At 38.1% G+C, this 19,865-nt stretch carries 18 protein-coding genes; 8 read left to right on the top strand and 10 right to left on the bottom strand.

Features of this window, described 5'->3' with window-relative positions:
• Positions 1–38 precede the first annotated feature (38 nt).
• Together ACNFU2_RS00930 and ACNFU2_RS00925 are read right to left on the bottom strand one after the other, a co-directional pair.
• On the bottom strand, positions 39–761 hold the full coding sequence (locus ACNFU2_RS00930; protein ID WP_273647648.1) for an ABC transporter ATP-binding protein: 723 nt from the start codon (positions 759–761) through the stop codon (positions 39–41).
• A gap of 132 nt (positions 762–893) precedes the next feature.
• The gene (locus ACNFU2_RS00925; protein WP_418123298.1) at positions 894–2,135 is read right to left on the bottom strand and encodes an efflux RND transporter periplasmic adaptor subunit; all 1,242 of its coding nucleotides are present in this window, start codon (positions 2,133–2,135) and stop codon (positions 894–896) included.
• Between the two features lie 198 nt (positions 2,136–2,333).
• Between ACNFU2_RS00925 and ACNFU2_RS00920 the strand changes: the two genes are divergently transcribed.
• Both ACNFU2_RS00920 and ACNFU2_RS00915 read left to right on the top strand, forming a co-directional pair.
• Positions 2,334–3,677, top strand: coding sequence for a sigma-54-dependent transcriptional regulator (locus ACNFU2_RS00920; protein WP_273647646.1), 1,344 nt, complete (start codon positions 2,334–2,336; stop codon positions 3,675–3,677).
• 58 nt (positions 3,678–3,735) lie between these two features.
• Positions 3,736–5,052 carry a sensor histidine kinase gene (locus ACNFU2_RS00915; RefSeq protein ID WP_306611674.1) on the top strand — a complete coding sequence of 439 codons (1,317 nt, stop codon included), beginning with the start codon at positions 3,736–3,738 and terminating at the stop codon, positions 5,050–5,052.
• Between the two features lie 41 nt (positions 5,053–5,093).
• Here ACNFU2_RS00915 and ACNFU2_RS00910 read toward each other — a convergent pair whose 3' ends face one another.
• Positions 5,094–5,720: an FMN-dependent NADH-azoreductase gene (locus ACNFU2_RS00910; RefSeq protein ID WP_306611672.1), complete on the bottom strand. Its 627-nt coding sequence runs from the start codon at positions 5,718–5,720 to the stop codon at positions 5,094–5,096.
• 62 nt (positions 5,721–5,782) lie between these two features.
• Positions 5,783–6,367 carry a Crp/Fnr family transcriptional regulator gene (locus ACNFU2_RS00905; RefSeq protein ID WP_172278018.1) on the bottom strand — a complete coding sequence of 195 codons (585 nt, stop codon included), beginning with the start codon at positions 6,365–6,367 and terminating at the stop codon, positions 5,783–5,785.
• A gap of 213 nt (positions 6,368–6,580) precedes the next feature.
• Between ACNFU2_RS00905 and ACNFU2_RS00900 the strand changes: the two genes are divergently transcribed.
• From ACNFU2_RS00900 to ACNFU2_RS00890, 3 genes are all read left to right on the top strand, one after another.
• Complete coding sequence (locus ACNFU2_RS00900; protein ID WP_418123294.1) at positions 6,581–7,561, top strand: amidohydrolase family protein; 981 nt, start codon at positions 6,581–6,583, stop codon at positions 7,559–7,561.
• Between the two features lie 18 nt (positions 7,562–7,579).
• Entirely contained in the window at positions 7,580–8,431 is an 852-nt protein-coding gene (locus tag ACNFU2_RS00895) for a helix-turn-helix domain-containing protein (RefSeq protein WP_418123292.1), read from the top strand.
• Between the two features lie 72 nt (positions 8,432–8,503).
• Complete coding sequence (locus ACNFU2_RS00890) at positions 8,504–8,899, top strand: VOC family protein (RefSeq protein WP_172278012.1); 396 nt, start codon at positions 8,504–8,506, stop codon at positions 8,897–8,899.
• Positions 8,900–9,005: 106 nt separating this feature from the next.
• Here the strand turns inward: ACNFU2_RS00890 and ACNFU2_RS00885 are convergent, their stop codons facing one another.
• From ACNFU2_RS00885 to ACNFU2_RS00875, 3 genes are read right to left on the bottom strand one after another with little or no spacing between them, the layout of a single operon-like run.
• Entirely contained in the window at positions 9,006–10,460 is a 1,455-nt protein-coding gene (locus ACNFU2_RS00885) for a SusD/RagB family nutrient-binding outer membrane lipoprotein (protein ID WP_418123290.1), read from the bottom strand.
• Between the two features lie 19 nt (positions 10,461–10,479).
• Positions 10,480–13,437 (bottom strand): SusC/RagA family TonB-linked outer membrane protein, encoded by a 2,958-nt coding sequence (locus ACNFU2_RS00880; RefSeq protein ID WP_418123288.1) that lies wholly within the window; start codon positions 13,435–13,437, stop codon positions 10,480–10,482.
• Between the two features lie 11 nt (positions 13,438–13,448).
• A complete protein-coding gene (locus ACNFU2_RS00875) occupies positions 13,449–14,705 on the bottom strand; it encodes an alkaline phosphatase family protein (protein WP_418123286.1) in 1,257 nt (418 codons plus the stop codon).
• A gap of 260 nt (positions 14,706–14,965) precedes the next feature.
• Here ACNFU2_RS00875 and ACNFU2_RS00870 point away from each other — a divergent pair, with 260 nt between their 5' ends.
• Positions 14,966–15,796 (top strand): GLPGLI family protein, encoded by an 831-nt coding sequence (locus ACNFU2_RS00870; protein ID WP_345989294.1) that lies wholly within the window; start codon positions 14,966–14,968, stop codon positions 15,794–15,796.
• A 403-nt stretch (positions 15,797–16,199) separates the two neighbouring features.
• On the opposite strand, the gene ACNFU2_RS00865 is transcribed toward ACNFU2_RS00870, so the two are convergent.
• Both ACNFU2_RS00865 and ACNFU2_RS00860 read right to left on the bottom strand, forming a co-directional pair.
• Entirely contained in the window at positions 16,200–16,550 is a 351-nt protein-coding gene (locus ACNFU2_RS00865; RefSeq protein ID WP_418123283.1) for a VOC family protein, read from the bottom strand.
• Between the two features lie 111 nt (positions 16,551–16,661).
• Positions 16,662–17,048, bottom strand: a complete 387-nt coding sequence (locus ACNFU2_RS00860; protein ID WP_306611653.1) for a winged helix-turn-helix transcriptional regulator — start codon at positions 17,046–17,048, stop codon at positions 16,662–16,664.
• Positions 17,049–17,227: 179 nt separating this feature from the next.
• Between ACNFU2_RS00860 and ACNFU2_RS00855 the strand changes: the two genes are divergently transcribed.
• The gene (locus tag ACNFU2_RS00855) at positions 17,228–17,860 is read left to right on the top strand and encodes an NAD(P)H-dependent oxidoreductase (RefSeq protein WP_306611651.1); all 633 of its coding nucleotides are present in this window, start codon (positions 17,228–17,230) and stop codon (positions 17,858–17,860) included.
• Positions 17,861–18,196: 336 nt separating this feature from the next.
• On the top strand, positions 18,197–18,586 hold the full coding sequence (locus tag ACNFU2_RS00850; protein WP_306611649.1) for a surface-adhesin E family protein: 390 nt from the start codon (positions 18,197–18,199) through the stop codon (positions 18,584–18,586).
• 143 nt (positions 18,587–18,729) lie between these two features.
• Here the strand turns inward: ACNFU2_RS00850 and ACNFU2_RS00845 are convergent, their stop codons facing one another.
• On the bottom strand, positions 18,730–19,674 hold the full coding sequence (locus ACNFU2_RS00845) for an alpha/beta fold hydrolase (protein WP_306611647.1): 945 nt from the start codon (positions 19,672–19,674) through the stop codon (positions 18,730–18,732).
• Positions 19,675–19,865: the final 191 nt, after the last annotated feature.

Raw genomic sequence — 19,865 nt, 5'->3', positions numbered from 1 at the left:
TTTCCATGATCTTCATGGGTACACTGAAGGATTTTGATTTATCCGAATTCTTTAGCATCCGCCTTAGCGAATACATCTTTTCTCTGAGAAGCATGTTCCTCATTAAAAATCTCTCCGTCTTTCATGGTGATGATTCGGGAAGCGTATCCGGCATCATAGGAAGAGTGTGTTACCATAACAATGGTAGAGCCTTCTCTGTGAAGTTCTGCCAACAGATTCATCACTTCGTTTCCATTAGAACTGTCCAGATTCCCCGTAGGCTCATCGGCAAGGATCAGTTTGGGCTTAGTGACAAGAGCCCTGGCTACGGCTGCTCTTTGCTGCTGCCCTCCCGAAAGCTGTTGGGGATAATGTTTGGCCCGGTGGCTGATATTTATCTTTTCCATAATTTCTTCCACCTTCTTTTTTCTTTCTGAGGAGGAAACCCCATTATAGATCAAGGGCAGTTCAATATTTTCATAGACGGTAAGCTCATCTATCAGATTAAAATTCTGAAAAATGAAACCTATATTCTTTTTACGGACATCCGATTTACCTTTTTCGCTAAGTCCCACCATTTCCACTCCTGAAAACTGATAGGAACCGGCTGAAGCAGAATCCAGAAGTCCGAGAATATTGAGAAAAGTAGATTTTCCACAGCCTGAAGGTCCCATTACAGCAAGGAATTCTCCTTCTTTAATGCCCAGGCTTACCTTATTTAATGCATGGGTCTGAACATCTTCTGATATATAAATTTTTGAAAGGTTATGAATATTGATCATGATAATTTGATATTTAATTGTATTATGTATTGTTGATAAATCCCTGATATCAGGTTCATTAGAGAAGCTTTTACCTAAATTGCTGAATCGGCTTCATCTCTGTAACAATATGAATTAAAAGTATTCATATTTTTACTTTTTTATGGTGAGTATCTCATATTTTTTAAGATCCGCATAATCTGATATGATTACCGTTTCTCCTTCATGAAGCCCCGATTTCACTTCATAATATAAAGGGTTTTCCCTACCCAGGCTTACGTTTCTCCGTTCGGCTTTATTTCCTTTAACCACAAACACCCATTTCCCATTGGTATCTTTATAAAAATTCCCTTTTGGAATCATGGTACTCTGTGTATCTGCCGAAAGTTTTAGTTTTACTCCGAATGTCATCCCTATTTTGAGGTTTTCAGGCTTTTTGTCCGTGAAATTAAGCTCTGCTGAAAACTGCCCGTCTTTTACTTCAGGAAGTATTTTGGTAATCACCACCTCATCTTCCTGTCCGTTATTATCCAGAACTCCCTTAATTCCGTTTTGCAGTTTGTTGATGTAATATTCATCTACTTTAGCTACCAGCTTATAGCCGTCCATCAGATCTATTTTTCCAATGCTTTGGCCATTCGTAAGGTTCTCACCTACCGATATTGTGAAAGATGAAAGTCTTCCGGAAGCCGGAGCCATGATCAGGAAATTATTTTTGTTAGAATGTAGGATTTGTAAGCTTTTATCCATCTGGTTTATCGATGTATTAATTGCCGACATTTGAGCGCTTCTGGAATTTTTTTCACTGGAATAGCCTTTTTCTACAATTGATTTCCTTTGTTTCTGGTACGTAAGATTCTGCACACTGATGTCATAATCTGTTTTCTTCCCGATCTCTGCATCATAGAGACGTTTTTGAAGGTTAAAATTCTGTAGGGCTGTATTATAATCATTCTGTGCCTGCAGCAATTCCTTATCCTGGGCCAGCTCCTGATTTTTCAGTTCCAGAAGTGTACTCCTCATCTGGCTGATCTGCTGCATGATCCCTGTTTCCTGATTCATATAGCTGAATTCGGTATTCGGATTGTAGACTCTTGCTATCGGCTGACCTTTTGTGACCATCTGACCGTCTTCAGCAAATATTTCCTTAACCGCTCCTTCTTCCAGAACATTTACAAATGAAGATTTAAGCGATTGTGTCTGTGCATTCACCATCAGCATATCTTCAAATTTCCCTCTCGTAACCTTATCGGTCTGGATATCTTCTGCCGAAACATTATACGTCTTTTTCTGGCTGCTGAAATACATCCCGGAAAGCGACAAAACAGCTATAGCTCCCAATCCCCCTAAAACAAATTTTAATTTCGATTTCTTTTTTACTATTTTCGTATCCATAATAAAGATAACTCTTTTTGTTACAGTAAATTACACAACACAGATGCCAGAAAATTATACTTTTATAAGTGTCTGATAATCTGAAATAATATTAATAAGAGGAGTTGATCAGGTGTTCATTATCGGACACTTTTTGTCCGATAATGAACATTTTTAATAGAAAAAGAATGAGTTTTAATACAATCAACAAATACCGATATGCGAAAAAAAGAAGCGCACATTCTCATTGTAGATGACGACGAAGACATTTTGTTTTCTGCAAGAGTCTGGCTTAAAAAATTTTTCACAGAGGTCAGCTGTCTTAGTAAGCCCGTACAGATCATGAAATTCATGACTGAAAACCAGGTTGATACAGTAGTACTGGATATGAACTTCAGAAAAGGTTTTGAAAGCGGCCAGGATGGTTTGTACTGGATGAAGGAGATCAAAACACTTGAACCTCAGCTTCCCATTATTCTTATGACCGCTTACGGCGAAGTAGAACTTGCGGTTGAAGCTTTAAAAAACGGTGCGTCGGATTTCATCCTGAAGCCGTGGAATAATGAAAAGCTCTATGCCTCTGTGAATCTCGCTGTAGATATTTCCAGAAAAAATAAAAAGCTGAGTCAGTGGGAAAATATAAATCAGAAAAACCATCAGTATCAGCTTTATAGTCATTCTCCGAAAATGCAGGAAGTCTTAGAACAAATCGAAAAAGTAGCCCCTACGGATGCCAATGTTCTGCTTCTGGGAGAAAACGGGACGGGAAAATATGTCCTTGCCGAGTCTATTCATGAACAATCGGAGAGAAAAAATCAGCCTTTTGTGCATATTGATCTTGGAAGTATTTCCGAAAGCCTTTTTGAATCAGAATTATTCGGTTATAAAAAAGGAGCATTTACTGATGCCCACCAGGATTACGCCGGAAAAATAGAAAATGCACAAAATGGAACAGTTTTTCTTGACGAGATCGGAAATCTACCGCTACAGTTGCAGACAAAATTATTAAGCCTTATTCAGAACCGGAAATTGTCGAGATTAGGTGAAACCAAGGAACGCTTACTGGATGTCCGTTTTATTTTTGCCACTAATGAAAACCTTAAAAAAGCGGTAGCTGAAAATCGCTTTCGCCAGGATCTTTACTACCGTATCAATACCGTGGAAATTCATATCCCTGCTTTAAGGGAAAGACAGGAAGATATAGGTCTTCTGGCTCAGTATTTTCTGGACCGCTATAAACAGAAATACCATAAACCGAACCTGGAACTTACGGAAGGTTTAATGCTTACCCTTATCAATTATTCCTGGCCGGGAAATATCCGGGAGCTGGATCATTGTCTTGAAAGAAGTGTTATCCTGTCCACCGATCATCATCTCCAATTGCTGATGCCTCAGCCGGAGGAGCAAGAGCAAACCATTATCAATCTTAATATCGAGGAAATGGAAGAAGTACTGATCAAAAAGGCATTGAAAAAACATACCGGGAATATTTCTCTGGCAGCCGAAGATTTAGGTCTTTCCCGGGCTGCACTTTACAGGAGAATGGAGAAATTTGGGATATGAGTGGTAGATGGTAGAAATTAGAGGTTAGAAAGTAGATTTTAGACAATGTATTAAAATTATGAATAAATATAAATATTGGTGGTTGCTTTACCACTTTCTGGCAATCATGAGCGGAATTGCTACCTATCATTTTTTTTTACAGGAAAAATGGTTTAATGCGAGTCTTTTTGCCGGAATAATGGTGCTCTTTGTTATTTTGATCAACCAATCGCAGATTGCTTTAGCTTCAAAAACAGAGAAGATTATATCTTCTATCAGAAAAAAAGATTTTTCATTATTTCCCAAAGAGGAAGGAACAGCGCTTTTGGATAGCAGCATCCGTTTGTACTACCAGAGCAAAGAAGAACAATTTTCCCTATCGTCTTATAAGCTTCTGTACGAAAGTATTCTGGACCAGATGGAAACAGGACTCATGATCCTTTCCGAGGAAAATAAAAACTGGGAAGTATTTTATGTGAATGAAGCTTTTCTTACAAGCCTCCAGGTTCCAAGATACAACAACTGGAGCCTGTATGCATCTAAAGCTCCTGAATTTTTTAAAATTATTGAGGATACAGGATACAGCAATTCTCAGGAATTTTTTGATATTTCTATTCGTGGAAATTCCAAGCAGTCCTTTTCATTAAGAACAAAACAGGTAAAAAATCCGCAACACCGTTTTTACATCATCACCCTGGAATCCGTTCAGAAGATCATAGAACAAAAAGAGAAGCTCGCATGGAATAACCTGATGAAGGTGATTTCACACGAACTCCTCAATACACTGACCCCCGTAAACAGCCTGATCCAAAGCCTGGAATACATCAGTAATCAGGAAACCGTAGATAAAGAAGACCAGCAGGAAATGAAAGAAAGCCTGATGATCATTAATTCCAAATCAAAACAGTTGCTAAGCTTTGTTGATGATTACCGCCAGGTTGCAGAATTACCCAAACCCGTTCTGGCTTCTGTTTCCCTGAAAAAAATAGTAGAATCTGCATTAAATTTCCTGAAACCGGAATTTGAAAAGCAAAATATTTCAATCGTCCGCGAAATTGAAGATTTCAGGGTTCTGGCGGATGAGAAAATGATAGAACGCAGTCTTATCAATTTGTATCTCAATGCGATATTTGCCGTTTCTGAAAAAGCAAATAAAACCATCACAACCACTGTCCGATCTCAAAATAACCGCATCATTATCGCTATTACCGACAACGGATCAGGCATTACTCCTGAAATTAAAGACAAGATCTTCCTTCCTTTCTTTACAACCAGAGCCAGTGGTTCCGGAATCGGGCTCACACTTACCAAAAGTATAATGGAAGCGCATGGAGGGTATCTCAATTACCAGGCACTGAATGAGGGCAGCAGTTTTGAATTATGGTTTTTAGTATAACTGCTTTTCAATTGTAATTGGAAAACCTAAAATACTCTGCTTTATTCAACCAGGCTTATCTGCTCAAAGATTTGCCTTTTGGACTTTTCAAATATCTCTCCGCCGAACTCTTCATTGTCCAGAGAAAAAAGGGTTATATCTTTTACTCCCATAATCCCGAATATAAACTCCAGATACGTGGTCTGAAAATTCATATGAGCATTTTTCTCTCCTGCTCCATAGCCTGTATCTCCCCTGCTGGACAGTATAAATATCTTTTTATTTTCAAGTAAGCCTACATAATCCCCATCAGGAACTCCTGATCGAAATTTCCAGGTTTTATTGAATCTCATCACCTGGTCGATATAGGCTTTCAAACCACTGGGAAGCGACCAATTATACATTGGTGTGGCAATGACATAAATATCATGTTCTTTCAATTCATCCACCAGTTCATCACTCAGCTCCAAGGCTTTATGATCCGCTTCTGTCCTGTCTGCAGGCTTGGTAAACGCCCCGGCAATCCAGGATTCATCAATTCCGGGAATCACCTCTGTTCCTACTTCCCTGTAGGTAAATATATCCTGAGGATATTTTGATGTCCAGTTGTCTGCAAAAAGCTTTGACAGTTTTCGGCTGTGTGATCTTTCATTTCTTACGCTTGCGTTGATGATCAATACTTTTCTCATATGCTTCGTTATTATAATGAAGCAAAATTCCAGATTATAAAAGAGAGAAAAATTGACCTAGTTCAAGAGGATTTATTTTTTTTTCGCAGTCTGCTAATAAATTCTGCCGACACTCCCAGATAGGAAGCAATCAGATACTGCGGAACCCTGGAAGCGATATCAGGATATCTTTCAAGAAAATCAAAATACCTGTATTCTGCATCATATACATTATGGTAGATCAGTCTTTTTTGCAGGACCCCAAGGTAACTTTCAAGGATAAGCCGGAAATAACGCTCAAGTTGTGGAATAGCACGCAACAGATTTTGAAATGAATGGTAATTGATTTGTAAGACCTTGGTTTTTTCAAGAGCCTGGATATTATAAATAGAAGTTTTCTGTTTAGAAAAGCTATCGATATCACTGGCCCACCAATCGTCAATAGAGAAATAAAGAATTTCTTCATTACCATTCTCGGAATTGATATAAAATGCTTTCACGAGACCTGAAACCACATAATTATCATACCGGCAGACATCCCCGTTTCTCAAAAGATAATCTCCCTTTTCCAAAATTTTCTCTGTCCAGAAACTCTCAAAAATTTCAGTCTCTTCCTCTGTTAAAGTAACATATCTGGAAATATTTTTCAGTAAAGGGTTTTCCTTCATAAGCGATCTTTAATGAAATGATCAACAAATGTACAGAATATTCCAATCTATTCATGGTTTATAAAAGATCAGGTAATGAGTTAATGCATGAGCACTCTCCATTTCATATATCCCAGAAAAAAATTACCGCGAATTGTGCTATCATCCCTGTAAGTTCTTCATTGATTGCGTACCTTTAGTATTCTATTTTTGTGGCAATAAAATCCTTTTACAATGAGAATAGTAACAATAGAGGAACACGTGTCCTTTCCTGAAATGTCCCACTTTCTTCCTGACGGTATAACGGATAAAAAGCAGCCATCGGGTCCGGCAATGAGACTGATGCCTATGTTGTCGGATATTTCCGGACAACGACTGGAATCGATGGATCAATCGGGTATATCCATGCAGGTCCTTTCTGTAGAAAATACCGATGTCAATTTACTGGATCAGTCATCTGCTCCTGCATTTGCTTCGCAATATAATGATTTGCTGGCGGAGAGAATAAAAGATCATCCTGACAGGTTTGCGGCATTTGCCCATCTTCCGATGGTGGCTCCCTCTGCTGCGGCTGATGAGCTTGAACGTACCGTAAAGACTTATGGTTTCCGCGGTGCTATGATCCGCGGACTTACCTGTGGAGAATTCCTGGACACTCCCAAATTTGCACCTGTTTTTGAAAGAGCTGAAAAGTTAGGAGTTCCCCTATATATACACCCCGGGATTCCACCAAAACCTGTCTTGGATGCTTACTACAGCAATATAGGCACAACATCCGGTTCTTTTGATGCCCTTGCCTGCTGGGGATGGGGATGGCACTCAGAAACAGCTATTCATGTCCTTCGGCTTCTGATAGCCGGAGTTTTTGATGATTATCCCAAACTGAAAATAATCATAGGACATATGGGCGAAATGTTGCCGATCATGTGGGACAGGTCCAATAAGGCTTTTCAGCCGGGTAATGGAGGCCGTAATCAAAGAACAATGGCTGATACATTCAGAGAGCAGCTTTATATAACAACGAGTGGCTTCTTCACCCAACCTCCTTTGCAAATAGCATTGGATACGATAGGCATAGATCATATTATTCTATCGGTAGATTATCCTTTCAGTGATAATCAGATGGGTATTGATTTCTTACATGGCATAAATCTTCCAGCTGAACAGATCGCAAAGATTGCCCATGGAAATGCAGACCGCATCCTGGGACTTTAATAATTGATTACATTCTCTATGCAAAATATTCCCATCCATCAATTACAGGAAAAAACTGATCATAGCTTTTTAATTTCACGATTTGGCCCTGAGCAGATCAGTCGGAAGCATTCCAGAGATCTTGGGGCGCACCGTGACGATCATTATATATTTTTTATGATGTTGAAAGGCTCCGGATCCACAATTGTAGACTTTGAAAATAAAATTATCCGTGAAAAACAGCTGTACTACATTTTACCGGAACAGGTTCATTACCGGATTCAGTCGAGAAAAGCTGAAGGATGGTATATCGCTGTAGATCCTTCATTGGTGGACCCATCATGCCGGAATACTTTTGAAAGCTGGCTGGGCTTTCAGGAACCTATTGATCTTCGTCCGGAAGATGCGGAAGATATGGATCAGCTATTGAATATTTTACATAGAAAAACAGATCATTCTTCCCGGGATAAACTCAATTTAAATATAGCTTACTCATTACTGCGTTCCTTTTTTGAAATGGCAGCAGATGTTGTTCGTATCCGGGAGAATTCTGATGCCAATTCAAGAACCGCTGAACTGTCCTTTCAATTCAAAAATCTTCTTAACAAACATATCAGGAAATATAAAAGTCCTTCAGATTACGCAAAAATGCTCCATATTTCAGAGTCATACCTGAATGAATGCCTGAAAAAATATACGGGTTCCCCTGTTTCATTCTGGATCAGGTATAATATAATTCTTGAAGCTAAACGGCTTTTATACTTCAGTGACCTCAATGTAAAACAGATTGCAAATGACCTGGGTTTTGAAGATCATTCCTATTTCTCACGCTTTTTTTCTAAAGAAACGGGAATGACAGCCCTTAATTTCCGTAAAAAATTCAGAGATTAATTTTTCTACTGACATACTCTTGTCACAACCTGAGCTTACTTTTGTTCCAGGATATTATTAAATTCAACAAACATGAAATTAACATCATTAAGAATTATCACAAAGGACATTAAGCAATCCGTGCAGTTTTATGAGAATGCAATGGGACTGACAGCTCAATGGTATACAGAAGATTTTGCAGAGCTCTCTACAAGTTCTATCACTTTAGCTATAGGAAGCACACGCACCATGACGCTCTTCAGTGAAAACCTCACAGCATCTACCGGAAGCAAAAGCAGCATCATAGAATTCATTGTCGACAATGTAGACGATGAATATGAGAGAATTAAAGGAATTACAAGTGAAATTGTCCAGGAGCCCACCACCATGCCGTGGGGTAACCGGTCACTTTTATTCTGTGATCCGGACGGAAATCTGATCAATTTTTTCACACCTGTTTCTCCGGAAGCAATTAAAAAGTTCAGCTAAAAATTTATATTGAATCATCATATCCTTCATTTTCTAACTAACAGCAAACTCCTTCTTCTTCGAAGCAGGAGTTTTTTATTGATCCGATGTATAAATTCAGTACGGCTTACTTAATCAGCCACATGGTCTCATTAATATTATCACCAGCCGGATACTGCTTGGTAATGGCATTGTTAAGATTGGTATTGTTATTATTGATTTCAGAAGAAGGATACATCCATCTTTTAGGAATCTTGCCGTTGTTCAGAATTCCGGGACCATCAGTATTGAAGTGAGGAAAACCTGTTCTTCTCTGATCATAGAATATTTGCCATCCCGTATTAAAAAACAAGGCCGTATGCTTCTGATCCATGATCTGTTCGATCTCTTTTCCAGGCTGCAGATTAATGGTTGGCTGAGCCAGATAAACCGCTACATCTGTAGGACTTATTTTATAGAAAGTCATGGATGCATTAATGGCATTCAGGTAGTATGTATTTGCGTTTGCATTGATCCAGCCTCTTACGGCCGCTTCGGCCAAAACAAATTGGAGTTCAGCATATCCCATTAATAAAGAAGGCTCATTGATCGGATCATTAAAATATCTCGGATTAATTCTTGATGCCAGACCATTAGATGCTTTGGTAGAATTCTGCCCCAGATCCCCACTTCCATATAATCCGTCATAAAAGCTAAACGGATCTGAAGGACTTGTCCCAACTGTACTTGTTTTCTTTTCAGCCATTTTAAATAACCTTGGATCTTTGGAAGTCCTGAGTTTATCTACAAAACTTTGCTCCATATAATAGGCCGTCTGCAGATCATTACTATTAAAAAACGGATACCGGTTATTTACAAGATTATAAAACGGTAATGCACCACTGTCATTGCTGGATTCCATCACAGGATTTTGGGCCGGATTATTGATAATATTGGCAAAAGTCTGTTTTACATTCAGATCCGGATCATCCGCTTTTTTAGAAAGATCCATTAAGATCCTTAATCTGTAGGAATTGATCAGTTTTCTCCACTTAAGCAAATCTCCATTATAGATAATGTCCCCACGGATCGGAGTATTCAGATTGGAAAGCTCGGTATTGGCTAATGCCAGCTCATTAAGGACATTTTTATAAATGCTTTTCTGGTCATCATATTTCGGATAAAAATTAGCCGTGTTTATCGCCTCACTATAAGGAATATCACCAAATGTCTCAGTTAAGGAGATAAAATAATAGGATTTAAAGAAGCGGGCCAGTGCAATATATTCCTTTCCTCCTTTTTTATTGGCTTCCTCCACCATCTTTTCCACCTGCTTGATGTTGTCATAAACACCAAATGATCCTCTTTGCCAGTTGTAATACTGCTGCGCATTAACTCCGTTGATATAGGTAAGTTGTCTAGATGCAAGAGCTGCTTCCGCCTTAATCGTACTGAATGCATTCACTTCGATTCCCGGAAGGATGTTTTCCGCATCTACACTTTTAGGGCGGTTGGGATCATCATGGAAATCATCTACCCTGCTGCAGCCCGTAAGTCCTATTAAAGCAGTCAGCAACACTATATATATTTTAGCTACTTTCATTTCTATCGTATTTTTATCATTAGAATTTTACATTGAGATTAACTCCAAAACTTCTTGTTGCAGGAGTCTGAAGCTGGTCGACACCAGAATCGGGATCTACATTTTTAATCTTTGAAGCCAGCCAAAGGTTTCTACCGATTAACGAAACACTCGCTGATGATACTCCTAATTTTTCGGCAAAAGATTTTTCAAAATTATAAGTAACCGTGATCTCTCTCAATTTGATAAAGGTTTGCTTATAATAATGGTAATTGCTTTCAAAAGCATTGCTGGTACTCTGCATATAAGCATTGTAGTTTACAGCAACATCATTGGGAACAAAAACGCGGGTATCGGATTTTATATTACCATTCTGGTCATACGTTATAGAACCGCTTACCACTCTTACACCCGGTGCTATGTAAGTATTGTTTCCGGCATTGGCATCATCCCTATACTGATTAACTGTTCCCGGCGCAATCCCTCCCCACCACATTTTCTGGTTGGTAGTGGAATACATGGTTCCTCCAAGTCGGCCATCAAATAATAAGGAAAGTGAGAAGTTCTTGTAGCTGAAATTATTGGATAAACCATAAGTCCAGTCCGGATCAGAATATCCCATATTGCTTTCAAAGGGTGCTGTGGAATTCACAGGATATCCGTTTTGAAGGACCAATTGCCCGTCCGGTGAAGTTTCATAAGGCATGGCAGTCAGTTTATCAGCTCTCTCTCCTACCCGGATGAAATTGTTCCTTCCGTTGGCCGCATTATAGATTGTTGTATAATCTTTACCGCCATAAGCTTCTTTTAAATACTTCCGGTAGTGGCTCAAATTAAGCTGTGTACTCCATCTGAAATCTGATTTCTTAATGACATCTGCATTCAGGGTAAACTCTACCCCTTTTCTTTGAAATACATTTCCGTTGGTTAGGTACGTTTTATATCCTACTCCCTCAGACAGAGGAATACTCGCCAGATTATTATAATTCCGGGTTTGGTAATAAGCAACGTCTAAATTAATTCTGTTTTTTAGAAATGAAATGTTCGTTCCTATCTCCCAGGAGTTCGATGTTTCAGGCTTTATATTACTGTCGATCAATACATCCCCGAAAACAAATGTTGATTGTCCGTTCCAGCTGATATCACTTTTTTCAAATGCAGAGATATAACCATACGTATCGTTAGCCAGCTTACCGTTGGAAACCTGCGCCAATGATCCGCGAAGTTTGGCAAAACTGATCCAATCCGGAAGCGTTACCAGTTGGTTAAGTAATACTGATCCGGAAACAGACGGATAGAAATACCCGTTATTTCCTTTCGGAAGTGTGGATACTTTGTCATATCGGGCAGTCATATTCAGGAAAAATGCTTTGTAAATTTCCATATCTACGTACCCGTATACGCTGTTGATCTGTTCAAATTCTTTCCGGTTTCCTGCTTTTGGAGCAAATAGTGTTCCTATACTGTTAAAAAGATTATACCATCCCGGGCTTACCAATCCATCAGTACGGATCTCACTATTTTTCTGTTCCCTGTAAAAATTAGACACATATCCTTCACCGGTTAATGAGAAGTTTTCTGAAAAGCGGTTCTGGTATTTAAGTCCCAGTTCTGAAGTAATATCAAAATAATTTCCGTTAATCTGCGTATAGTTTCCTAATGACTTATTTCCATACCCTATATAGCTTTTAGGCTCTCTATATTCGCGGTTCAGGGCATACACATTTGTCCCCACTCGGGCTTTAGCTGATAATTTGGGAATGATCTGGTATTCCAGGTTTACATTTCCCATTACATTATCCTTATAGTAAGGTCTCAGGTATTCATACGCCTGAAAATAAGGATTGTTGTAGTAAGAAACATTGTAATGCCTTTGCTGGTATCCTTCTTTTCCGGCTACCCAGTAATTTCTCAGGTCTCTTACATCTACATCGGCACCGGTCCATAATACCAGATTATAAAGATAGTTCGTAGGTCCGTATCCTACTTCCGGGAAGTTGGAGGTATATTCTTTATTATAGGTTAAAGTAGAATTAATCGTAAGCTTTTCAATAGGATTTACGGATCCTGCCAGACTGATTGACGTAGTTTTCAGATCGGTATTCGGAACGATTCCCTTCTGATAAATATTAGAAAGGGAAAGTCTGAAAGTTGCTTTTTCACTTCCCCAGTCCACACTCAGGTTATTGGACTGGATAACGCCGGTATCAAAGAAATTTTTAATATTATTCTTTCCGCGGGAAATCCATGGTAAGGGTATCGGTTTTCCGGTTACAGGATCAATCGGACTATTGTATTGCGGAGTTTCATAATATCCACTGGGTGTTGTAGGATCTTTCTGGTCTAGCTTAGGACCCCAGATCCATCCGCCACCTTCACTTCCGGAACCACTTCCGTCTATATAGGCATATTTCCCGTTATTTCCTCCCCCGTATGTTGTCTGCACTTTAGGAATACGGATAAAAGAAGTCTGAAACATGGTGGAATTATTAAATGAAATACTCATTCTTCCTTTCTTACCTTTTTTAGTGGTAATCATGATTGCTCCGTCCTTTCCCACTGATCCGTACAAAGCAGAAGCTGTAGGTCCTTTCAATACACTGATATTATCGATATCATCCGCATTGATCCTCCACAAATCAGCGGTCCTGTCTGGAACACCGTCAATAACAATAAGTGGCTTGGCACCCCTCAGGCTTATGCCCGGATCCTGAAAAAGATCCGTACTGTTCTTAACATTCAATCCGGCTACCCTTCCGGAAAGGGAATTGATGAAATTCGGTTCTTTTGCTTTTTCAAACACATCGCCTTTCACCTCCTGTACTGCATACCCTAACGTTTTCTTGTCTTTCTTGATCCCAAGCGCTGTAATAACAACCTCGTCGATTTTTTTCTCATGGGTCTTTATGGTATCGGCGCCATCTATTTTCTGTACGTTCTGGCCATAGACTTCCAGGCCTGTGACTAAGCCCAGGCCGATTAAAAGATGTAATTTCATAAGTAGATTCCTTATTTATTTTGTTGAGTGATCCACGTATTCAGAAAGCCTTCTTTGGTTTTCAGAACAATCTTGTAGATATTGGAATGATCGAGTCTTTGTTTTGAGATAAACTTACCGCTGCTCAGATCTGCCTGTCCCAACAACTGGTAATAGTCTTTACCACCGGTTTTGAAATTATTGGTAGTGGTCACATACACCTCCGCAGATTCCTTCGTGGGTGTTACTACTTTCCACGTTACTTCCAATGTTCTGTCAGATAACAAAGAGGCATTCAGCTGGCTTACTGCTCTGTTTTTGATCAAATCGATTCCGTCTATTTCCTGTTGAACATTCTCAGGTACTTTTATACTGAGAAAATCTGTCATCGTAGGGAGGATATCTGTAATGGCAACACGATTATTTTTGGCATATGCGTTAATATTGGGTTTATTGATTGCAATCCAGGTATCCCGTTCTCTATCACTTTGCCCGCCATGCCCTTTTCCGTTACTGGCAGATCTTCCATGATCCGTTGTAACGATGAATAACCAATCCTCTCCATGCTTTGCCTCACGCTCTTTTACGACATCATATATTTTTCCGATCAGCCTGTCCTCGAAGGAGATTGCCTTATACAAAATATCTCCATCTCCGTGGCGATGTCCCATATCATCAGAAAATTCCAGGTATACCCAAGACAAATCAGGGGCATTTTCTTTAATATAGCTTGCTGCTTTTCCTGCCACCAGGCTATCGATCTTACGGATATATCCGCTTTGTTTGTCGTGTGGAAATTTCAATGTATCCTTTTCCAACCCATCATAAGAAAAATCCATTTTTATTTTTCCTGTAGCCGCCAGACCTTCACCGATCAGTTTCGTGCGGTTGTCTTCCCAGGTTGAAAATACAGCTGTCTTTTTGCCGGGATACTGATCTTTAAAAAGCCTGAAAATGGTTGGATAGCTATAATTAGGATCTTTAATATCGTTATCAAAAACATGATGCTTATTCACCCAGGTTCCTGTCAGCAAACTATTGTATCCTACTGCTGAAATCGTTGGTGTTTCACTGTACCCTCCTTTTTCTCCTCCTACATACGCTTTCAGCAGTGCACCGTCTTTTTTGATCTTTTTAAGATTGGGAATTTCAGATTTGTCCAGCATATCTTCAGCGATACCATCTACAATAATAAAAACTACTTTTTTTTGTGGCGAATGTTTCTGTGCTTGCCCGCTAATACCGGTGAAAGAAAGAAGAATAAAAAGGGAAGTTTTGAAAAGGTTCATGCTACATTTTTTATTGGGGCAAAATTCCATAAAAAACAGAGAGTATCTTTTAACAAACCGTTAACAAGTTTAAATAATATATTAACTTTCATTAAACACCTTCATCATGCAACTCAATACATATATAAGCCGTTATTAATTAATTATGAAAAAATACATCCCAATATTTTGATTAAACTTTAAATTATTCGTATTTACATCCTATTTAATTTTAAAAAAAACAATATATTAACTAAATTATAATCCGCCCACTTTCAGTTATGTATAAAGTAGTATTTTTCTTTTTATTTGTTTCTTTATTTATTAAATCACAAAACAAACGTTTTGTATATGAGTATGTTTTTGCAAAGGATTCAACGCATCTTGAAAATAAAGAAAAAGAGATTTTGAATCTGGATATCGGAAAGGAAGGATCTAAATTTTATGCAGCTCAAGTTTTAGTACTTGATTCTTTAATAAAAAATAAAGAGACTCCTATGGGAGATTTTCCTTATCAAAAAATAGGTTTTTTAGATGTAGTCGTAAAAAAATATCCCAGTTTTGATATGAATTTCTATACAAGCTGCCTTGTTGATTACAACGTGAGTTTGCATAAAAAATTAGATTGGCAAGTTTTTCCTGAGAAAAAGAATATTCTAGGATATTCTGTCCAGCGAGCAACCACTACTTTATATAAAAGAAAATGGACGGTATGGTTTACTACTGACATTCCGGTACAGGATGGACCTTACTTATTTCAAGGATTACCAGGCTTGATCATAAAAGCAGAAGATGATCAACGAAGTATTTCATTTAATCTAATTGGAATACAATCTTTGCATCGTTTTGACATTAGTGAAATTCCTTATTATTTCAAGTCAGATCTATTACAGATTTCTGAAAAGGACTTGAAAAACGCTATTAAGAATTTTCATGATAAACCTTCTGTACAAATGCATGATGAAGGCGACCCACGAGCTCTTAATATACAAAATTTTCATATTGACGGTAAAGAAGTATCCCGTTCCGAGTTTTACAGAATTATGGAGCAAAATAACAAAGAAGCAATAAAAAAGACGAACAATCTTTTAAACTATGATATTATAAAGTAAGGGGAATTGACAGAATCTTATAATACTAACGTATAAACTGCCTTATAGCCTGGTCAACCAATTTTCTGTATAGAAATCCATCTCTATAAAAATGCAAAATCAGAAGCGCTTCAATTAGGATATAGCTATATGGAGTTGTATGCTGATCCATATGCTGATGGTTTTTATCAAAAGATTGGTGGTAAAATAGTTGGAAAAATTGATACGCTGATTAAAGACAGATATTTAAATACATATCGCTTCGAATTAGAATAACATTATAAAACAATAGAGAAGAAAGGAATATATAGTTGTGTAGATTTCAGCTTAAAGACACAGACTTTGCACAGGCTAATAATATCTTTATAGTAGATTTTAATTCTCATCAAAGTGAGCAAATTAGATTTGGTGACTAAAATAGGTATTATGATGCCTGAACGACACAAAAAGAATTTCCTTCAGGATCAAGCAATACGACATAGTCAGCATTCGGTTCATAATTCCAACCTTCAACTTGACTAGCGCCAATGTTAAGCAAACGTTTTACCTCTTCCTCCTGATTTTCTGTTATTAAATCAATATGATGCCTTTTTGGTTCGTCGGAACTGGTTAGTTTCAACGACAATTGCATACCTATACCATCCTTGGGTACTAAAATTGCAAAATCAACATCGGGATCTCGTTTCAGTTCATAATTTAATGCCTTACACCAAAATGTAATGGCTCGATCAAGATCCTTTACGCCCCAAACAATTGAAAGTATTTTTAAGCCCATTAGACTGCATTTTTTTATTAAACTATTGCCTTTTTCAGGTCACAATACCATACAAAATTAGATTTTTTATTTAAGATCTCCCGTCTTATCGTAATTTCAAGGTTGCTTGCATCAGTCGATCACTTCTGCAACCACCTCACTTCCCTTCTGCAATAAATCCTTCCTATACTTCATCCCCCACTCACCCATCGTATCAATGATTGTATGGAGACTTTCTCCAAAACAGGTCAGTTCATAATCTACGGAAACGGGCATGGTATTATTCTGGGTTCTTTTGATCAGGTTATTCATTTCCAGTTCTTTTAATTCCTTGGAAAGGGTCTTTGATGCGATCCCTTCTACCTGCCTTTTCAGATCCATAAACCGCATTTTTCCTATATAGTACAAATGGCTTATGATGAGCGTTTTCCATTTCCCATCCAGCAGATACATGGTATCACGTACGCCACGGATGTGATTTTGGCATTTTATTGAGATCTCAATTTTATCTTTTTTCATACCCCGAAAATTAGACTTTAAAATTACGGAATTATTTGTATTAAAAGTCACCTGGTTACTTTTTTGTAACTGGTTACCAATGGGTAACAGGTGTGTTTTGGAAACCAAAACGCCCTAACTTTGTTCCATCAAAATGAGATAAAAACCTCAACAATTTTTAATAAAAAACACTCAACATTATGTCATTACAAGAAACATTACAATGGAGATTTGCCACTAAAAGCTATAATGGTAAAACAGTAGAAAATGAAAAGGTCGACCAGATCCTGGAAGCGATTCGAATGTCGCCTTCAAGTTCCGGTCTACAGCCTTTTAAGGTTTTGGTGATCACCAATCAGGAATTAAAAGAAAAGTTATATCCCGTATCATGGGAACAAAAACAGATTCTTCAGGCTTCTCACTTGCTGGTTTTTGCAGCATGGGATGAGTACACTCCGGAAAGAGTAAACACCTTTTTCGAATTTAGTAATAAAGAACGCAACCTGCCTTCCAGTGCCACCGATGACTACCGTTTAAAGCTTCTTGGCATTCTGGAAAAAAGAAGTAAAGACCAGCATTTTGTAGGCGCTGCCCATCAGGCTTACCTCGCATTAGGATTTGGCCTTCTTGCTGCAGCCGATCTGAAAGTAGATGCCACTCCTCTGGAAGGATTCGACAGTGAAGCGTATGATGAGATTCTTAATCTTCGTGAACAGGGATTAAAAAGTACGGTTCTTTTAGCATTGGGATACAGGGATGAAGAGAATGACTGGCTGGTAAACCTGAAAAAAGTAAGAAGATCTAATGAAGAGCTGTTTATTGAGATGGATTAGGGTGGAAATTAGAAGTTAGAAGTTAGATAATAAAGAGGTTTCCATTACTAATGGACCTCTTTTTATTTTTTTATATAATTCTTCTTTAGGGTGGTATGTTATCCTATAGAATCTTGGTTTTCCATATTGAGCAAAAGATTCACCTAAATAAATTTATCAATATTGAAAATTGGATTAATATTATTATAACAAACAGTAAATATCGTTCAAAACGCTATGAAACAAGACATTAAGGCTCAATTTTAAAGCTAAATATTTTTACGATAATGATTAATTCCATATTTTTAAAATTATCAGATTTTATTTAAACAATTTCTAATAAATTTTTACACAAATATGAAAAGATCTTTAATTCTACTCCCTTTATTTATTGGAGCCAATTTATTTGCACAAGAATGGAAATATGTAACAGCAACGGATGATGGTACAATTTACCATCTTAAGCCGAACAACGATAATACTGCATGGATAAAACAAACATCCAATAAAATAGAATACTATCCCGATAACAAAATGGGAAGTAAAAAAACAACTGAAGGCTATCAAATTTTATTATATAAATTTGATTGTTCAGAAAAACAACTTGGAATAATTCAGGTAACAATTTATAATAAAGAAGGGAAATACCTAAATAACTTTAAAACAAAAGAATTTTTAGTCGAAATGAATTATGTAATTCCTGACTCAGTTGGTGAAAATATTTTAAATGCAATGTGTAATTATTAAATAAAATTTATGCTAATCAAATGCAAACAAATTTAAGTTTATGAAAAGCTTGTAAAATAACTTTGTATCTTAACAAGAAACCGGCCTTAAGGTAAAAGAAGAGAGCCTCCGTTATCGGTAGGGCTCTCAATTAAAAACAAAAACTACTCACTCAAAAACGCCACAGCCTTCGCCACAAACGCATCATGATTCTGAAAGAAAGACGCATGTCCTGAATCCGGAAAAATCACGAGTTCCGCATGCTCCAAATTTTGTTTCATATTCTGTGCATTCTGAACCGATACGGGAAGGTCATTTTCCCCGTGAACGATAAGCACCTTATTTTTGATCATTTTTATTTCTTCAAGAGCGTTGGCATCAGGTTGCGCCCAACTCAGAACAGCCGTAAACTGAGCATTGGAAGTTGCGTCGCTTAATGCAGGATCCCGATCCGTTGTACGAAGCTGAATCCTCTCATAAGATAGCTTTCCTGCCGCAATACTCGCTGCAGATTGGGTAAATCCAAATTTCAGGAAAGATTCTTCAGGACTTAATCCTGCAGTTCCGGCAATGATATTCGGCAAATTGGATAATCCGATTGCACCTTTAGGTCCGGTACCTGTTAAAATAACTTTATTGATGAGTGTAGGTTGCGTTAAAACCACTCTTTGTGCCACAAATCCTCCCATCGAAAAGCCCATAATATTTACTTTCGTCAGGTTGAGTGCCTTGATAAAAGCAATGGCATCATCGGCCATCCCCTGCACGGTATTTGGGGTTGTTCCCTGGGAAGAAGCCACGCCCTGGTTATCGAATATAATGATCTTATATTTCTGAGCCAACCCGTCTGTGACTGCCGGATCCCAGTCGTCCATGGAGCCTCCCAATCCCGGTAATAATACCAACGGTATCCCTCCTTCTTTTCCCCAGGTACGATAAGCGATGTCATTCCCCTTTACTTTTATAAATTTTGTTTTGGCGTTGCGGTGGTTCACCATCTGGACTTCCTGGGTGATGATCTCACTTTCTTCACTGCATGAAACAGTTGCTACTGAAAATAGCGTTACACATAAAATACTTGCTGCTGAAATGGTTCTGAATGCTTTCATTGTTGTTTATTTTTGTATGATTATGGTGCAAACATAAAGCGCACAAAAAGGCGGAACACTTACAAAGTATCTCAAACGGACAATTTCAGAGGTTAATCAGACATTTACCTCACTTAAAAAAGCTTCTTCCTTACCGTTTATTTCCATGAAATGCATTTCTGCCGATTTTCCGCAATCTGGCTACGTGATCC

Origin of the sequence: Chryseobacterium sp. PTM-20240506 (genome assembly GCF_048296755.1) — a bacterium.
Taxonomy (GTDB): domain Bacteria; phylum Bacteroidota; class Bacteroidia; order Flavobacteriales; family Weeksellaceae; genus Chryseobacterium; species Chryseobacterium proteolyticum.
The sequence above is the reverse complement of the archived record's forward strand: the minus strand, read 5'-3'. Positions and strand labels throughout refer to the sequence as shown.

What these genes read in the sequence shown, in the direction of transcription:
- ACNFU2_RS00930 (WP_273647648.1), bottom strand. Translation starts at nt 761, where the DNA reads ATGATCAATATTCATAACCTTTCAAAAATTTATATATCAGAAGATGTT.
- ACNFU2_RS00925 (WP_418123298.1), bottom strand. Translation starts at nt 2,135, where the DNA reads ATGGATACGAAAATAGTAAAAAAGAAATCGAAATTAAAATTTGTTTTA.
- ACNFU2_RS00920 (WP_273647646.1), top strand. Translation starts at nt 2,334, where the DNA reads ATGCGAAAAAAAGAAGCGCACATTCTCATTGTAGATGACGACGAAGAC.
- ACNFU2_RS00915 (WP_306611674.1), top strand. Translation starts at nt 3,736, where the DNA reads ATGAATAAATATAAATATTGGTGGTTGCTTTACCACTTTCTGGCAATC.
- ACNFU2_RS00910 (WP_306611672.1), bottom strand. Translation starts at nt 5,720, where the DNA reads ATGAGAAAAGTATTGATCATCAACGCAAGCGTAAGAAATGAAAGATCA.
- ACNFU2_RS00905 (WP_172278018.1), bottom strand. Translation starts at nt 6,367, where the DNA reads ATGAAGGAAAACCCTTTACTGAAAAATATTTCCAGATATGTTACTTTA.
- ACNFU2_RS00900 (WP_418123294.1), top strand. Translation starts at nt 6,581, where the DNA reads ATGAGAATAGTAACAATAGAGGAACACGTGTCCTTTCCTGAAATGTCC.
- ACNFU2_RS00895 (WP_418123292.1), top strand. Translation starts at nt 7,580, where the DNA reads ATGCAAAATATTCCCATCCATCAATTACAGGAAAAAACTGATCATAGC.
- ACNFU2_RS00890 (WP_172278012.1), top strand. Translation starts at nt 8,504, where the DNA reads ATGAAATTAACATCATTAAGAATTATCACAAAGGACATTAAGCAATCC.
- ACNFU2_RS00885 (WP_418123290.1), bottom strand. Translation starts at nt 10,460, where the DNA reads ATGAAAGTAGCTAAAATATATATAGTGTTGCTGACTGCTTTAATAGGA.
- ACNFU2_RS00880 (WP_418123288.1), bottom strand. Translation starts at nt 13,437, where the DNA reads ATGAAATTACATCTTTTAATCGGCCTGGGCTTAGTCACAGGCCTGGAA.
- ACNFU2_RS00875 (WP_418123286.1), bottom strand. Translation starts at nt 14,705, where the DNA reads ATGAACCTTTTCAAAACTTCCCTTTTTATTCTTCTTTCTTTCACCGGT.
- ACNFU2_RS00870 (WP_345989294.1), top strand. Translation starts at nt 14,966, where the DNA reads ATGTATAAAGTAGTATTTTTCTTTTTATTTGTTTCTTTATTTATTAAA.
- ACNFU2_RS00865 (WP_418123283.1), bottom strand. Translation starts at nt 16,550, where the DNA reads ATGGGCTTAAAAATACTTTCAATTGTTTGGGGCGTAAAGGATCTTGAT.
- ACNFU2_RS00860 (WP_306611653.1), bottom strand. Translation starts at nt 17,048, where the DNA reads ATGAAAAAAGATAAAATTGAGATCTCAATAAAATGCCAAAATCACATC.
- ACNFU2_RS00855 (WP_306611651.1), top strand. Translation starts at nt 17,228, where the DNA reads ATGTCATTACAAGAAACATTACAATGGAGATTTGCCACTAAAAGCTAT.
- ACNFU2_RS00850 (WP_306611649.1), top strand. Translation starts at nt 18,197, where the DNA reads ATGAAAAGATCTTTAATTCTACTCCCTTTATTTATTGGAGCCAATTTA.
- ACNFU2_RS00845 (WP_306611647.1), bottom strand. Translation starts at nt 19,674, where the DNA reads ATGAAAGCATTCAGAACCATTTCAGCAGCAAGTATTTTATGTGTAACG.